15 protein-coding genes and 2 tRNA genes are annotated in these 16,773 nt (G+C 39.8%); 5 read left to right on the top strand and 12 right to left on the bottom strand.

Annotation, left to right across the window (positions count from 1 at the left end; genetic code table 11):
• Window positions 1-3: 3 nt before the first annotated feature.
• Window positions 4-618, bottom strand: a complete 615-nt coding sequence (locus CHB62_RS05680; RefSeq protein WP_089366041.1) for a response regulator transcription factor — start codon at window positions 616-618, stop codon at window positions 4-6.
• Window positions 619-673: 55 nt separating this feature from the next.
• Window positions 674-1,630, bottom strand: coding sequence for a LuxR C-terminal-related transcriptional regulator (locus tag CHB62_RS05685; RefSeq protein ID WP_089366042.1), 957 nt, complete (start codon window positions 1,628-1,630; stop codon window positions 674-676).
• A gap of 344 nt (window positions 1,631-1,974) precedes the next feature.
• Here CHB62_RS05685 and CHB62_RS05690 point away from each other — a divergent pair, with 344 nt between their 5' ends.
• From CHB62_RS05690 to CHB62_RS05700, 3 genes are all read left to right on the top strand, one after another.
• Window positions 1,975-3,123, top strand: a complete 1,149-nt coding sequence (locus CHB62_RS05690) for a replication initiation protein (RefSeq protein ID WP_009011261.1) — start codon at window positions 1,975-1,977, stop codon at window positions 3,121-3,123.
• 114 nt (window positions 3,124-3,237) lie between these two features.
• Window positions 3,238-4,179, top strand: a complete 942-nt coding sequence (locus CHB62_RS05695) for a hypothetical protein (protein WP_089366043.1) — start codon at window positions 3,238-3,240, stop codon at window positions 4,177-4,179.
• Between the two features lie 14 nt (window positions 4,180-4,193).
• Entirely contained in the window at window positions 4,194-4,895 is a 702-nt protein-coding gene (locus CHB62_RS05700; RefSeq protein ID WP_009011263.1) for a hypothetical protein, read from the top strand.
• Window positions 4,896-5,270: 375 nt separating this feature from the next.
• Here the strand turns inward: CHB62_RS05700 and CHB62_RS05705 are convergent, their stop codons facing one another.
• The 10 genes from CHB62_RS05705 to CHB62_RS05750 form a co-directional block, all read right to left on the bottom strand.
• Window positions 5,271-5,813 (bottom strand): 5-formyltetrahydrofolate cyclo-ligase, encoded by a 543-nt coding sequence (locus tag CHB62_RS05705; RefSeq protein ID WP_089366044.1) that lies wholly within the window; start codon window positions 5,811-5,813, stop codon window positions 5,271-5,273.
• A gap of 5 nt (window positions 5,814-5,818) precedes the next feature.
• Entirely contained in the window at window positions 5,819-7,489 is a 1,671-nt protein-coding gene (locus tag CHB62_RS05710; RefSeq protein WP_089366045.1) for a S41 family peptidase, read from the bottom strand.
• Between the two features lie 161 nt (window positions 7,490-7,650).
• Entirely contained in the window at window positions 7,651-8,154 is a 504-nt protein-coding gene (locus CHB62_RS05715; RefSeq protein ID WP_089366046.1) for a dCMP deaminase family protein, read from the bottom strand.
• Window positions 8,155-8,285: 131 nt separating this feature from the next.
• On the bottom strand, window positions 8,286-10,370 hold the full coding sequence (locus CHB62_RS05720) for a M3 family metallopeptidase (RefSeq protein WP_089366047.1): 2,085 nt from the start codon (window positions 10,368-10,370) through the stop codon (window positions 8,286-8,288).
• An 890-nt stretch (window positions 10,371-11,260) separates the two neighbouring features.
• On the bottom strand, window positions 11,261-11,926 hold the full coding sequence (locus tag CHB62_RS05725; protein WP_089366048.1) for a Crp/Fnr family transcriptional regulator: 666 nt from the start codon (window positions 11,924-11,926) through the stop codon (window positions 11,261-11,263).
• A gap of 52 nt (window positions 11,927-11,978) precedes the next feature.
• On the bottom strand, window positions 11,979-12,995 hold the full coding sequence (locus tag CHB62_RS05730; protein ID WP_089366049.1) for an FAD:protein FMN transferase: 1,017 nt from the start codon (window positions 12,993-12,995) through the stop codon (window positions 11,979-11,981).
• Window positions 12,996-13,146: 151 nt separating this feature from the next.
• A complete protein-coding gene (locus CHB62_RS05735; RefSeq protein WP_176414844.1) occupies window positions 13,147-13,839 on the bottom strand; it encodes a DUF6048 family protein in 693 nt (230 codons plus the stop codon).
• Window positions 13,793-14,296, bottom strand: a complete 504-nt coding sequence (locus CHB62_RS05740) for a DUF6452 family protein (protein WP_089366057.1) — start codon at window positions 14,294-14,296, stop codon at window positions 13,793-13,795. The genes CHB62_RS05735 and CHB62_RS05740 overlap by 47 nt, the downstream gene beginning before the upstream one ends.
• A 41-nt stretch (window positions 14,297-14,337) precedes the next feature.
• Window positions 14,338-15,291: a glycosyltransferase family 2 protein gene (locus CHB62_RS05745; RefSeq protein WP_009011272.1), complete on the bottom strand. Its 954-nt coding sequence runs from the start codon at window positions 15,289-15,291 to the stop codon at window positions 14,338-14,340.
• 110 nt (window positions 15,292-15,401) lie between these two features.
• Entirely contained in the window at window positions 15,402-15,935 is a 534-nt protein-coding gene (locus CHB62_RS05750; RefSeq protein WP_009011273.1) for a DUF4199 domain-containing protein, read from the bottom strand.
• A gap of 255 nt (window positions 15,936-16,190) precedes the next feature.
• On the opposite strand from CHB62_RS05750, the gene CHB62_RS05755 reads away from it, so the two are divergent.
• Window positions 16,191-16,264, top strand: a tRNA-Thr gene (locus tag CHB62_RS05755).
• Between the two features lie 232 nt (window positions 16,265-16,496).
• Window positions 16,497-16,569 (top strand) — tRNA-Lys (locus tag CHB62_RS05760).
• Window positions 16,570-16,773 lie beyond the last annotated feature (204 nt).

The following is a 16,773-nucleotide window of genomic DNA, read 5'->3' on the forward strand; positions in this document are numbered from 1 at the left end:
CTCTTATATCTTGTTTATGTCTATATAACCGTGCATAACAGCATAGATTGTCAAAGCAGATACACTCTTCATTCCGAGTTTATCCATAATATTCTTGCGGTGTGTTATTACTGTTGTCAGACTTATATTCAGCTTTTCTGCTATCTCTTTGTTAATCAATCCTTGTACAATTAACGACATAACTTCTATCTCACGATTACTAAGTATCTTATTCTTTAGTACCTGAGGAAGTTCAGGAAGGTTCTTTCCACCAGGATGACCATACTGTGCTATCTTTAAGATTGCCTTGACAAGCTCATCCTCAGGCACATTGATACAGAAGCTATGAAAGCCTGAGAGTTGTGAATTAGGGTCTTTCGTAATTGTCAAAACAATAGTTTTATGGATACATTGAGAGAAGAACTGCCTGTTCTCTAAGACAATTACTTGCGATACAAAGTAATGATAGAATGAGTCTACTTGCGCCTTTTCAAAATCTTGAAAAGTAGAGAACGACTCCACAGTCATAATAGGCATTACATTCTGTAGAAGCTGTTTCAAACCTAAAATAACAAGTGTATTGGAATCGACTATGGCTATCTTAGGACGACCCATATCTAAGTTAGAAGGATGTTTCATTCGTATTTGTCTTTAAGTAACTGAGAGTTTCTCTTTTCCTACTTGTTCTTACTTATCATAGCTTCACACTACTGATATCCACAAGATTATTAACAATTGCATAAATTGTCAATCCTGCTGGTGAATGTATTTGTAGCTTACGTGCAATATTACGACGATGTGTAATCACAGTGTTCGTTGAGATACAAAGATGATCGGCTATCTCCTTATTCGTCATACCCTGAGCTACATCAACGATAACATCTTTCTCACGATCACTAAGAACCTCATCAGACAGAGGACTCTGCGTAATCATGTTTGATATCTTCACACTTACGTCATTTTGCTTACTCTTTTGTTCTAAGCGTCTAATCACTGGTATGAAGATTTCTTCTTCTACTAAAGCATGTTGCTCAAGCCATGCTTCACAGTTATAGATATCATATAAAGTAGCTGTCAGACGATTATTATGATGCGTATCAGAAGGTAGATACTTGATAATAATACTCTTCAACTCACGTAACTTCACATCTGTTTGACTATGATGCTTAGAATAAGTCTCAACATCGTATGTATCATTTGCCTCACCCTTCAGCAGCGAATCCACGTATGGAAACACATTCTTCTCCTCATACTGCATGTGATTATGGATAGAATGAGCATATTCGTCATATAGACGAAGGATTAGACGAGCAAGATTATCAGTCTCATCCAAAGACGCACACAGCTCCTTCCGTATGAAAGGTAACTTGTATTCAAGATAGTAAGTATGGCTTGCTCGCAGGTATTGCATAAGCGTTGGGATTGACAATCGGTCTACATCATCAAAAGCTTTATATCCATTTATCGTAAAATTAACGACTGCCAAGAATGTGTAAGTGTCTACATTCTGATCATCACAAACCTCTCTCACGGTCTTATCACCAAAGCCCAAACTTATTCCAAAGCACCCTAAGCTTTGTAATAAGTCATAATTATCTCTGATAAGATAAATCATCTTATCATCAGGCTCATACATCTTCTGATTCTTCATCTTGTTACTTCGTAATGATATCGTATGCAAAATAACAAAAAAAAAGTCAATAATGCAATAGTAGTTGTAAAGTATTTGGTTTTTTATCATTAATTATTACTGGCGCATAGTAATACACCACACGAAATTTGTTAATAGTAAACACCAATCGTAATAAGGCTTAACACCATACAACGAGTTACCCAAAGAGGCTTTACTTATTAATAGAACAGCATCTACAAGATAGCCATCAAAAAACTAAGAAGAAACTATTTTTGTTGTTTTAGTGGCTTGTTCCAAATAAAAGCGGTATCTTTGTAGCTTGTAAAGTGTTATAAGATACATGATAAGCTAAGACAGTTAATATGACAACAGATAAAACAGCCGTAAGAAAGGTAACGCGTAAACGAGGTGCAAAAGCACAGAAAGCTCCCTTAAAAAGCCGTACTATCTCGAATGATCTTATCCCAATAGAAGAAGAGACATGGCTTCTTCAGCCTATTGCTGTGACCATGATGCGCCATGACTATTCACTCATTCAGGTTAGAATTTTGGTGTCTATTGTTGAGAGTCTACAGTCTATCTTACATGGAATATTGAACAATAAACGAGGCTTTCAACTTGACTTATTCCACACGGATGAGCTGGATGAGGATGGACGTATGCCTATCAAGCTACCTTTCAAGGAATTAGGTGTTGACCCGAACCACTATCCACAGTTACGTAACTCACTGAAGATGTTGGCTTCAATACCTGTCGAAATCCCATATAAAACGGCTGAAGGAAGAAAGTACACCAAGGCAACTAACCTTTGTGATGTATATATACCAGAGGATCGTTCCTACAACAAATACGCCATTCTAAAGCTTGATCATACTGTTGCCGAGCGTCTTGTATCATTAGACTTTGGCTATCATCGTTTGGGAAAACAGATTGTCTTCGCTTGTAAGAACCGCTATACACAACGTATATATATGTTCATCGAGTCTTGGGTGGACAAAGGTCGTACAGTTATCAAGACTTTGGAGTTCCGCAAGATGCTTCGTTTGGAAAACAACTACAAGAAATTCTCTGATTTCTGCCGCCGTGTTCTCGACCCAGCAATGCAAGAATTAAAGGAGCTTGCAGAGCGTGGGTTCTGTGATTGTCACTTTGAGTATGAGAAGAAATATGACCGTGGACAGCGTGGTGGTGAGCCTGATGAACTAATCTTCATCATACATCGTGCAAAGGATAAGATGAATGTACAGTTGCAGGAAATGACGCAAACTCAACGTCGACAGTTCCAACAGTATCTTGTACAATACTTCGATTTCACCCCTGTGAATGCACAAGCAATGGCAGACCGCATTACCGCTGAGACTTATCAAGAAGCTGTACAAAAACTTATGAGCCTACGCGACCGTTTCTCTAAGACGTTTGTAAAAGACAAGGCAGCCTACACTTTCAAAAGTCTTGACGAAATGTTGAAATCAAAGGAAGTCCCTAACACCATCGTAGAGGAAGTGGAATAACTTATAGGAACTTTCCCCAACCGAATAGGAATTTGCCTATAAGATATTTGAAACCAAAAGACTACTTTTGCAATAGAGAATGAACAAAAGTAGTTTACATTAAAGGTTACAGATATGAAAAAGAACATTTTATATACATTCGCTTTAGGTCTCCTAAGTCTTTCACTCTCTTCATGTGGCGCATACCTATCTGCCAGTGGTGGTTATGGTGGTCCTATGGCTGTTTATGATGATGGTTATAACGTTGGATACAGCAGCACATACGGTCGAATTGGGTATGAAGAGGCACGAAGACAAGCGCTTTTCTTGTCAGACAAGATGGCTTACGAACTTGGACTTACCGATGCACAATATCAAGCAGTGTACGAGATTAATCTTGACTACCTCCTTAATATGCAGGGTGAGCGCTCTCTTTACGGTGACTATTGGACACGTCGCAATAGTGACTTGTTCTACGTCTTAAATGCACGCCAATATAACTATTATATAGGTGAAGACTATTTCTATCGTCCTGTTTATTGGTATAACAACAACTATGCTTATAGGGTTTATAATCGTTATGCAGACCGCAACTATTATTATCGTTCCCTTCCTGCAGAATACTATACCTATCGTGGCGGGCGAAACAGATATAATGATAGCTATTACGCAGGCCGTTTCGGTGCACGCCGTAACCCTCCTATCGTAACAAACCGTACCAGAACGAACCAGGACGTATATCAGAATAGCGGTGCTTGGAATACTCCACAGCAAAATAACGGGTATAGTAGCTTTGGCAATGCAAGAAGAGATAATACCTATTCTACGCCAAATAGCTCTTATAATCAGCAGTTTGATGGACCAAGACAGCAGTCTAACAGACCTGTATATCAACCTCAACAGCAGCAATACCCTGCTCCAAGTCGTCAATCATCAGGTAATTACGGTGGTTCATCATTTGGGAATGCATCACGTTCATCATTCCCAAGCACACCAGCAAGTAGCAATCAGGCTCCATCAACTCCAAGTCGTTCAAACGTACCAAGTAACAACAGCAGTTTTGGTGGACATAGGTAGTAGTAAAAGATAATATGAGAATAACAGATATTAGTCGTTCAAGAGTAGCCTCTGCAATGGTTAGAGGCTACTTTCATTCTTTCTTTTCAGGACAAGTAGATGCCTTATATCCAGGGAAAAAACGGATTGAACCGAAGGAGTACAAACAGCTTTTAGTAAACAACTTCGACAACCTCTCTACTCAATTCGTGTCTGTTCTCTTTCCTATTCTCATACGTCTAAACTATTCAGACCTTGAGTTTGTGACTGAAGATATGAAGCGACGTCATTTCTCAGAGACTACTTCAGCAAAGATACTCTTACGTTATGCTTGTGGAAGTAAAGAACTTTATACTCTCGTAACTGCTGAATATCAGAAGCAAATATTCTCTTTACTTAATGGACATTTACAGTCTGTAGAAGACTACTATGTAGACTGTCCAGCTTTGATAGACAAAGACTGTGTACCCGTATCGTTGGCCATTCGCTCTATTGTTCGGGTTCAGATGCAAGCATACGCCTTAGGGATAACACAAGCTAAGACAGGAGTCAATGGTCTACATCAGGCTACTGTCTATCGATTAATGATAGCGGGAATGATGGCTTTACTCCATGAGTCGCCCGTTAACTTTGAGGAAGAAAACTTAGAAATGATGTTCAGAAAGGTATCATTAAACGCTGATAACTTTGAGAACTTAATGAATGAAATGAACCAAGCCTACGAAGACTTGGTTTAGACTTAGCATTATCTCTTTGCTCACTTAGACTAATTACGCTATATAGCAGACTCCTTTAATTATGCCATATAGCGTGTTATATCATATTGTCAACCAATAGATAACATCCGACTAACCAAGTACACTTTGTTCTCCTTGAATAGTCTATACTTTTCCTAACAATACTTGCAATCCTCCTAACAACACATTACGAAGCACCTGACCACCAAAAAGACCACAGTTATCAGCCCTTATCGTTAGTGTAAACGATCCACATCATCGACATTAACACCCCTCACTGTCACAGAAGATAAGAGGAGAAATGGGTAAATATCATTAAGACCATAAGAGAACGAAAAATTATAGCCACACAACCTCTTCGTTCTCTCATAAAACCTAATAGATACATTCATCAACCCTTTGGTCAGTTGACTCTGTTGGAATAGTTGGCAAGAACTGAAAAGGAAAACAGATGCCTACTTTATAAGCATTTATAAGTAGTGGAAGGAACCTATCATAATAGCCTTTCCCACGTCCTAAACGGTTCTTTTGACCATCAAAAGCCATACCAGGAATGAGTGCAAATTCAATAGAAGAGAAATCTGTAAAAGGTTCTCCAATAGGTTCAAGTATGCCATAACTACTTGACTTGAAGAAATCTTGTCCTTTATAAAGACGGAGTTCCATCTCAGTATCACTCATAACTACCGGTAGAAGAACCCTTTTCCCCTCTTGATGAAGCTGCTGGATAAGGTCGTGTGTATAGACCTCATCTGCCAGTGAATTATATAAAAGGACTGTCTTTGCCTCTTGTAGACGTGGATGACTTAACACACGCTTAATGAGTGGCTCCGACTGAACAATCAGTTCTTTTTCAGTAAACTGTTTCTTTCGTGCTCTTACTTCCTTACGAAGAAGGGATTTCTCGTTTTGTTCCATAGCTATTACACTTTGCTTTTTCGCATTAGCATAGACTTATCCGCACTCTTCGGCCTCGGTTTAAGAAGCAGAAGAGATTTGGGATGAAAGGCATTAACGGCCGCCTTAATCATGGCATCGTTTCGATTGACATATTCTATCCATGCTTGTTCATCAAGAATATTATAGATAATACGGCTATTGAGATACTCCTGTAACAAAGAATGTGACCGCATTATCATCAAGTTACGACGACGCAATCCGTTCTTCTCGGCAAATCCGACGAAATCACCTACGAGGTTCTGATGGTCTAAGTAGTTGGCTAAAGGCAAGACCTCACCGAAACCGCTTAGTTTCTTACGATTCTTATCTGTATAATTAAACGCATATTGCAGCATCAAACCGCTTACCACAGCCTCTTTATAGTAAGATGTCACCTTTGAAGTATCCTCTGGAACAAAGATATCAGGCGTTATGCCACCTCCACCATAGACTATACGCCCATTATTAGTGTGGTAGGCAGGCCCCTGATGTTTAATGCTATCTTGTGAGAAGAACTCTCCATGCTGATAACGAGTGAGTATATCGTTATCGTAGTCGGCATTATCACCCGGCTTAAATGGCTTTTGTATGCAGCGACCAGATGGAGTATAGTAACGTGCTATGGTCAGTCTTATCAGACTACCATCATTAAACTGTATTTGCTGCTGTACCAAACCCTTACCAAAAGAACGACGTCCAACAATGATTGCACGGTCGTTATCTTGCATAGCACCAGCGAAGATCTCAGCTGCAGAGGCTGTTCCTTCATTGATGAGTACAACCATTGGTATATGTTGATAGCTTCCTTTCCCATCGCTACGATAGTTTTCACGTGGACTCTTACGGCCCTGCGTATATACTATCAATCGATTCTTTGGAAGGAACTCATTAGCCATCTGTACCGCAGCCTCCAATATACCGCCTCCATTATCACGAAGGTCAATAACCAAATGGTCGGCACCTCGGATGTTAAGCGACTGTAAGGCAGCCAACATCTCAGCATAGGTGCGTTCGCCAAAGCTCTTGACACGAATATAACCTGTCGTATCATTGAGCATATAAACTGCTGAAACACTCTTCACAGCAATGTCGCCACGTGTAACAGTGAACATCTTAACACCTTGTTCACCATATCGTTTAACACCAATCTTGACCTTAGAGTCTTTCGGTCCCTTTAGTCGATGCATTGCTTCCTCATTAGTGACAATCTTACCAACAAACGACTTTCCGTTGATGCTAACAACCTTATCGCCAGCTAATAACCCAGCTTTATCAGCAGGACCATCCTTAATAACATTCTGAATGCGTAATGTGTCTTGTCGAATATTGAACTCAATACCAACGCCAGAGAATGAGCCTTTCAAGTCATCGGTCGCCAGTTGGACGTCTTTCGCACTAATATAAACAGAGTGTGGGTCGAGTTCTGATAATATCTCAGGGATTGCCTTGTCTACAAGTTCGTCTATATTAACAGAATCAACATACTGATCATCAATGATGTGCAGCAGGTTGCTAAGTCGACTACTACCATTATTGATGATGTTTAGTCGGTTACCAGAGAAATGATTGGCATAGAAAGTACCAATAAAAATACCAATGACAACACAAAGCGCCATTAGTAACGGCATGAAACGATTATTCTTATTCTGATTCATAAAAGCCTTAACTCCCTCTTTCTGAAGAGGAGATAATTAAAAGAGTTTTCGATAATTCAACTATAAAATATGGTTCTGATAATAGTGGGAACAATCTTTTTCGAGTCTGTAAGACCGATTGTTCCTCGCTATCACACGGCTACAAGCATTTGGCATACAGATTAAATAGAATCTAAAGTGGGATCATTGTCCTCCTCAAGACTCTTGTATTCAACCTCAACACCAGCTCTTGTCAGTAAATCTATACCATCCGTAAGACGATACTTCTCAGCATACACAACTCGGCGAATACCTGCTTGAATGATGAGCTTTGCGCACTCAATGCAAGGAGAGGCCGTAACATAGAGAGTTGAACCTTCGCTATTATTACCACTTCGAGCAAGTTTTGTGATAGCATTGGCTTCAGCATGGAGTACGTAAGGCTTTGTTATGCCCTCCTCATCTTCGCATACATTCTCAAAACCACTCGGTGTTCCGTTATAGCCATCACTGATAATCATTTTGTCTTTAACGACCAACGCACCTACTTGACGACGTTTACAATAAGAGTTCTCAGCCCATATTCGAGCCATACGAAGATAACGATAGTCGACAGCAGACTTGCTTCTCCCTTCTAATAAGGGAGAAGAAGCTGATGAAGATTCTGTTATATGCTTGTTATTCATTTACTTATTATAATTTTATACTTTGCAGTTTAGCAATGAGAGCACGATACGATACTTAAGAAGTATAGATGGCAATAGCTTTTCCCTCAACCATAGTCGTTCCTTAAAGGGCATTGAGGAAAGCCTTACCTTCATGCTTTTGTAAGTCCATCACGTTCTTTCAGGGCATCAATAGTAGGCTCTTGACCACGGAAACGCTTATAGAGAGCCATTGGATGTTCCGTCCCACCACGTGAGAGAACGTTATCTCTAAAACGCTGGGCAACCTCTTGATTGAAGATACCCTCCTTCTTGAAGACACTGAAAGCATCGGCATCGAGTACCTCAGCCCACTTATAACTGTAATAGCCAGCAGCGTATCCTCCCGCCATGATATGAGAGAACTGCACCGTCATACATGTATCCATACGCTGTTCATCAATGATAGCTGGTGCCCAAGCCTGCTTCTCAAAAGGAATAATATCATCGGTGAACTCGTCCTTACATGTGTAATAAGCCATATCCAAGAGGCCGAAGCTTACTTGTCGTAGACAAGCCATTGCGGCACCATAATTACGACTGGCTATTACCTTCTCTATCAACTCGTCGGGCATTGGCTCACCTGTCTGATAATGGAAAGCGAACGTGCGAAGGAAGTCTTTCTCTACTGCAAAGTTCTCCATAAACTGTGAAGGAAGCTCAACAAAGTCCCACCATACATTGGTACCAGACAGACTCTCAAAGCGTGTATTCGCAAAGATGCCATGAAGAGAATGGCCAAACTCATGTAAGAAGGTCTCGACCTCGCCTAATCTCAATAAGGCAGGCTTATCCTTTGTAGGCTTAGAGAAGTTCATCACAAGTGATGCGTGAGGACGTATATTCGTGCCATCGCGCTCTATCCATTGTCCTTGGAACTCTGTCATCCACGCTCCATCACGCTTTCCCTTACGTGGATAGAAGTCTACATACAGTACAGCTAAATAACTACCATCCTTATCATACACCTCGTATGGCTTAACATCAGGATGATAGACAGGTATCTCCTTGTTTTCCTTGAAGGTGATACCATATAGGCGTGTAGCTAATCCAAAGACACCCTTAATCACATTGTTCAATTCCAAATAGGGTCGAAGCATCTCTGGATCGAGGTCATATTTCTTCTTCTTAAGCAACTGACTGTAATAAGCCACGTCCCAAGGCTCCATCTTAAAGTCGTTCCCTTCAAGCTCTTTAGCCAATGTCTCTATCTCTTTACGTTCTTCGATAGCCTTTGGTTTGTATGCTTCAATGAGGTCATTGAGGAGTTTATACACATTCTCGACCGTTGTTGCCATTCTATGTTTCATCACATAATCAGCAAAGGTGTCGTATCCAAGAAGCTGTGCAATCTCCCTACGCAGATTAATCAGACGTTTGCAAAGTTCCAGATTATTGGTGTCATTATCCTTTATGCAAAGTGTATTGCGTGCCATAAAGAGTTCTTGACGTAGCTCACGCTGCGTACTATACATCATGAAAGGACTATAACTTGGTGCATCCAAGGTGATAACCCATCCTTCTAAGTCATGCTCTTTTGCTGCTTCATGTGCTGCTTCACGTGCTGTATCAGGTAGTCCGTCAAGCTGTTTCTCGTCTGTGAGATGTAGCGTATAGGCTTTATTCTCCTTTAGAACATTCTGTGAGAATTGCAATGAAAGCATGGATGCTTCTTCTGTTAGCTTACGCAACTTGTCTTTCCCAGCTTCATCTAACAACGCACCACTGCGTACAAAGCCCTCATAACTTTTCTCTAACAGACAATTCTCTTCTGGTGTCAACTCACGATGATGCTCGTAGACATACTTAACACGCTCGAATATCTTTGGATTTAAGCTGACATCATTATTATGCTTAGTAAGAATTGGACTCATCTTCTGTGCCAATGCGTCCATTTCATCACATGTCTCAGCACTAAGCATATTAAAGAACACACTCTCAACACGGCTCAGCAAGTCATAATAATGCTTACGTCCCTTCACCTCATCTTCGGGAATAATCGTGTTGTCGAAGGTAGGTTCGTCTGGATTATTAATTATCTTCTCAATCTCTTCATCATCGCGACGGATGCCTTCCATCATTGCCTCTTCATAATCAGCAAGTGTTATGCGATCGAAAGGCACTGTGTCATGCGGCGTATCGTAAGGTAGAAAGAATGGATTTACTCGTTCTTTCTTATCTAATTCGTTATCTATCATCTCTATTAACTTTCTCTTATTTTAATCTACAAAGATAACTCAAAAAAAGGAGAAAACCCATATAAGAAGGTGGAATTTAACGCAATTTTGTTTCTCAATGGTGTGTTATGGATAAGAACTAAGCGGATAATGTAATTTTAGTGATGAATTACACCTCCCTTTCTTGTCTCTTTCTGCATTCTTATTGATGCTTAACATAGATGGTGTTGATAGTAAACAACAATGCTCATAGAGGCAGACTCTCTTTCTTTCCACCTTCCCAGCAAGGGGAATGGTTTGTGAACTTACTCCTATACAGCCTGTCTCTCCATCCGCCACCACTCCCGCAAGGAGGAGAACAATTAGTGAGGTGAACCCTACGAATCTGTCGATAAAAGAAAAAAGAACGCTATTTGTATAAGCTAAATTTGTTGAGTTATTTCAACAAGCAATCCCAACTCCATTTGAAAAGAGGCCGAGGAAGAAACAAGAAGAGGCTTAACTGCGTTCAAGAACATGCCCTTCTTGCACGTTGAAGACGCCCTTCTTGAAGCAAGAAAGGCGTCTTCTTCAAAGCTGTTTATAACATACTGATTTATTGTAGGTTACAAACTCTGTTTTAAGAAACAATATACTCCTATTATAAAGGTGTTTAGCTTCATATAATGTAATGATTTTTTACAGATTTACCAACTCTCCAGAAGTATGGATAGATTGATGGGCTGTAAACAGGGAGATACTTGGCAATGTAATAGAGTGTGTTCATTTGCTCACAGACAGACACAAGGTTTCACACACAAATAGCGTCCACTAAGACTATAAGAACTGTTTGAAACATCCATCAAAAAGCTGAATGGGACAAACAAAGGATAATAGAGAAAATAGTAATCTATGCCGATTTCGATAATAGACTACGTCCGTAGAGTCTCCAACTGTGGGATTGTAATAATCCCTCTACTCATCGTTAAGAATCCTTCTCGCTGCAGAGTGTTAAGCATTCGAGAAACATTTAGGCGACTCTGGTGTAACTCTATGGCAAGATCCTCCATCCTTATCCTCAACACCTTCTTACCAGCTTGAGTGAGACAACGTAGGCGAAGAAAACTTACAAACTGTTGACGAATATCGATAGGCTGCTGACGCCATGGAATACGACCCATTCGCTGTGCTTGCATAGATATACTATTAAGAAGGTTAAGACGGAAGATAAGGTAGTTATCAAGCAGGCGTAAGACCTCAGTCTTATCCAATGACAAGAGGCTACAATCGGTCTGTGCCGTGAAGTCCTTTGTGTATCTTTGCATAAGACCGAAGAGATGTTCGGGCTGGATAACGGCAGGAGCCGACAATTCTTCTTCTATTCGATAACAATAATTATCCGCATGACTAACCACACGGAGTGTTCCACTCATCAGAAAAAAGAGATGTGTACATTTATCATCCGTACTGACAAGCGACTTATCGGCCACTAACTTGTAAAAGCCAAACTTTGTTTGTCCCACGATATCAGCCAATTCATCCGTACTAATACCGATGAAAAGTGGTAGTTCAAGAAGCTTATCGTAGAGCTGAAGCATTGAGTTTGAAAGCTAATATATATTCGCTTTCAAAAGAGAAAGCGAATATAACTTATTCTACATATTTCCCTTTCATAGAAGGACTATACCATGTTTTCAGATTACCTTTCGCATCAGAATAAATGAAATAGGCCATCAATTCTGGATGACGATCAAGTAATTTGCGCGCTTTCTCAACTCCCATCACCATAAACGAAGTAGCATAGGCATCAGCAGTAGCACAGTTCTTGGCTAAGACCGTGGCAGAGAGAAGAGAATGTTGTACTGGATAACCTGTTTTAGGGTCGATGGTATGAGCATACTTCTTACCTCCTTTATAATAAAAATTACGGTAATTACCACTCGTTGCCATGGCCTTATCAGTAACATTCAGTACTGTCTGAATTTCTTGATTGGTATTCAAACTATCATCCGTCGGCTTTGTAACACCTATCTTCCATGGTAAACGCTGCTCGCTATTACCCTTCGTAACTATCTCGCCACCAATCTCTACCATAAAATTCTCTACCCCATTGCGACGCAGGAAACGGGCAACAACATCTGAGCCGTAGCCTTTTGCGATAGCAGAACAATCTAACATAATACGTTTGTTATCCTTCTGAATGGTATTACCAACCAACTTCACCTTATTATATCCAACAATTTGATGAAGACTGTCGATAGCCTGTTTAGATGGATGTTGACCCGTCTTAAATCCAAAGCCCCACATATTAACCATCGGTGCAACAGTAATATCAAATGCACCATCAGTCTCTTTTGAAACCGTTTCAGCAAGTGTGAAGACCTCTCTGAACATCTCATTTACCTTTACAGGCTTATTTTGATTAATCAAGGAAATCATTGAGTTGGGTTCAAAAGTTGAGAAGGTCTGATTAACCTTCTTAAGTTCTGCCTCTATCTGTGGCTGGAGATCTTCATCACTTTGGTAGGTAATATTATAGGTTGTACCAAAGATAAATCCCTTGTTGTGCTGGTAAGGCATTGAATGTTGATAGCTAACAATGACGATAGACCCAATGATTAGCATCAAAAGGAATGGTATCTGCCAATATAATCTCTTCTTATTCATCTCCTGTTTTATATTAATTTAGTATCAATACTCATGTTAAAAATAGAGAACAACATCCTTAACACATGAACAACAAACCCTCTTGATGATCACATGAAGATGCTATTGAGACATCTAAAGATATATCTCTTATTTCTAACAACTTATCTTATTATAATTCAAAAAGAACATTAAAGGTAGCACCAAGCTGTGACGAACCACTACGACCATAACCTGGAACATACCAAGGTTCACCTATTTCGCTCATCTTACGAGCAAGACGAAGCTTATAACGAACGCTCCACCCCATACGAATAGGCCCCCATATCTTAGCATCTACACCACCAACAAGCTCGGCCCAAAGCTGACGTCCTTTATTACCAAGATTACCATAAGTGGACTGAGTGCCCCAAATAGGGTCAAGAATACCAGGACTAAGTACATCATACTTAAATGATGTGTACCCCACTCTACCGCCTACTAAGAATCGGTAAGCGTCATGTTTATCCTTTAACATATTAAAATCACAACCCACACGACCGTAGGGTGCTGTTGTTTTGAAGGTTGTCCCTGTGGTTTCGTCTGTCTTATCAGCCTGACCAACACCCACTTCTATCACGGGATAATACCTATCCTTCAGATTAACTCGTACCATTCCCTCATACTGACCGTATGAGGCAAGCCAACGCATAGCGGGTCCAACAAGGTCGACACCAACAGCTACTCCTCTAAAAAAGGGGATACTATCTTCCTTAACCTTTGGTAGTGATGGGCGACGCTGCGCATTGGCTACCGTCGGAGTCAATAGGAACAGTACATTAAGGGTTAGTAAAACTGATAAATATATGCTCTTTCGTACCATCATAGTCAACGTTTGGATTATTAATATCAACCTTCTTCACACGTGTTCCCTTTGCTGAAATAGCTGTGAGTGTATGGAAGAAAGTTGGCGAACAATCTACACTTTCAAAATGACTTATATTGGTTTTTGATATCGTTACCGTATCTATAGTTGTCACTCCAGCCTTACTTGTAAATACAAAACGAAACTTATCTTTTTCTCCATTATAACTCATAGGAAGACTAAACTTTGTTGTGTTTACCTGTTTATTCAGTAGTATCGTATCAGGTTTATTCTCTCGAATGGCTGATATAGTAAGTGTATCGTGCAGAGTATCGCCCTTTACAACATAATTTGACCATACACCATTGGTTACAGGACAGTCAATATCAGAACAAGAACTCATCCATACCATTCCTCCTAAGAAGGTAATACACATGAAGACTTTGCTCAATACATGCTTAATCTTTCTGTAGTTCATCATTGTAATTTGTTAACTGCTTAAAAGCAAGGCTTATCATCCTACATTTCTTTCTCTATCTGATAGTCATTTCTCCTTGGATTACTACGACTTATGAGGTCGCCTATGAATCCTGCAAGGAATAGTTGTGTACCTAATATCATCGCTACCAAGGCTATAAAGAAGGATGCATGATTTGAGAGTAAGTCGCCATATTCTCCTCCAAGAAGCATTATAATCTTCTCAACAATTAGCCAAAGAAAAGCGATAAAACCGATGAAGAACATAAAAGAACCCATCAAACCAAAGACGTGCATTGGCTTTTTACCAAAGTTGGTAAGGAACCAAAGGGTCAATAAGTCAAGATAACCATTGAAGAAACGATTAATACCAAACTTTGACTTACCATACTTTCGTGCCTGATGATGCACCACCTTCTCTCCAATACGTGCGAAGCCTGCCTCCTTGGCAAGGTAAGGAATATAACGATGCATCTCCCCATAGACCTCAATATTCTTCACTACATCACTGCGATAGGCCTTTAATCCACAATTGAAATCGTGCAGGTTGTGTACTCCACTTATCTTACGCGCTGTCGCATTGAATAGTTTTGTAGGGATAGTCTTGGTTAATGGGTCATAACGCTTCTGCTTATAGCCGCTTACAAGGTCGTATTTCTCATCCATGATCATCCTGTAAAGCTCTGGTATCTCATCAGGAGAGTCTTGTAAATCGGCGTCCATTGTAATAACAACATCACCCTTCGCTGCCTTAAAACCACAATAGAGTGCTGGGCTCTTACCGTAGTTACGACGGAACTTGATTGCATGCACATGTTCAGCATCCTTACGATGCAAATCTTCAATGACGTCCCAACTCTTGTCCTTAGAGCCATCATTAACAAAAATAACCTCATAAGTGAAGCCATTAGCTTTCATGACACGCTGAATCCAAGCGTATAATTCGGGGAGACTCTCCTCCTCATTGTAAAGAGGAACAATTACTGATATATCCATATTATGTATTAGGAATTTTCTATTATCAATTTAGTATTTAGGAGTCGAGGCTGAAAGATAAGGATTATGACCTATAATATCTATCATCCATTTACCTAATAATCTTATAACTATTGGCGTTTAACATTCTTAGACATGACACCAGCTATCAATAACGAACAAATTGCTCCAAACAATACTGCCGTGATAAAAGTGCTGGAAGCTATAGAATAAGGTTGTAAAACATCTGGTAATATCGCCATGAACTGGTTATACGAGAAACCCATAGCAGTAAGTGTCTTTTTCCCTTCCGCACTCGAATAGATATTACTAAACATCATGAGTAGCTTTCCATTGTCTAAGAAACGCATATACAACCACTGCAAAAAACTAAAGATAATTGCTGCATTAAAAAAAACACGTAGACAATAGAACAGACTTCGACGGAAAGATATAACGCCTTTACGCCCTTCCTCACGAAATATCTTCAATCGATAAGCTACGAAGAAAGGGGTCGAAAGAATAAGTAAAAAACTAAATTGCGCCAAAACTGGTAATGCCTCTATACCTAAAAGACAAGCAAAACTTGCCGCCCAAATGATAGCAAGATAAATACCATCATATCGAGCGTATGCTGTCAACTGTTTGTAATCTTCATGAATCATGTTACAAAAGTACGTATTATTTATTATAAATAATGTAGGACACTATTAAATTTAATTTTTTTTGTTAAAAAACAGAAATTGTATTAACGTCTCCTTGCTGGGATAAAAATAAATCACTATCTTTGCACCCGCTTATTTGTGATAAGCACAACACGGACAAGTCTCCTACGACCAGCTCCCTTTGAATCCCCCAGGACGGGAACGGAGCAAGGGCAGAAGGTTGTAGCGGTGCGATAGGAATCGCTTGTCCACCCCGCCTCTTTAGCTCAGTTGGCCAGAGCACGTGATTTGTAATCTCGGGGTCGTTGGTTCGAATCCGACAAGAGGCTCAAATAATAAAATGACTAAGAACATAGAAGAGGATATGTCGTGAGGCATATCCTCTTTCGCTTTTTATTAATATCAATGAACCTTAGTACATCAGATACTTAATTACCAAACGCCTCAAATCAGTATATTTCATCTATTTACTGCTTAAAGAGGCAAGAAAAGTTATAAATAATTTGGTGTTATCAAAAATTCTCACTACCTTTGCACTCGCTTTTAATAAGAGCACAGGGAGATCCGCTAGCTCAGCTGGTAGAGCACAACACTTTTAATGTTGGGGTCATGGGTTCGAGCCCCATGCGGATCACTAAAGTAAGATAAGAGAGTAACTATATAGTTATTCTCTTTTTTTATATCCCATTATTCAAATACAGTTGAAAGACTTCTCATTCATTCAAGGGCATTACAATCCTTACGGGTCAGTCCTAAAACCCAGTTGCAAGTCTATCCTCTTAAGCACATAATTTCATAAGTATTTATTACCTTTGCATCATGAAGAATCACCAATTAT

This window comes from Prevotella jejuni (assembly GCF_900187995.1).
GTDB lineage: Bacteria > Bacteroidota > Bacteroidia > Bacteroidales > Bacteroidaceae > Prevotella > Prevotella jejuni.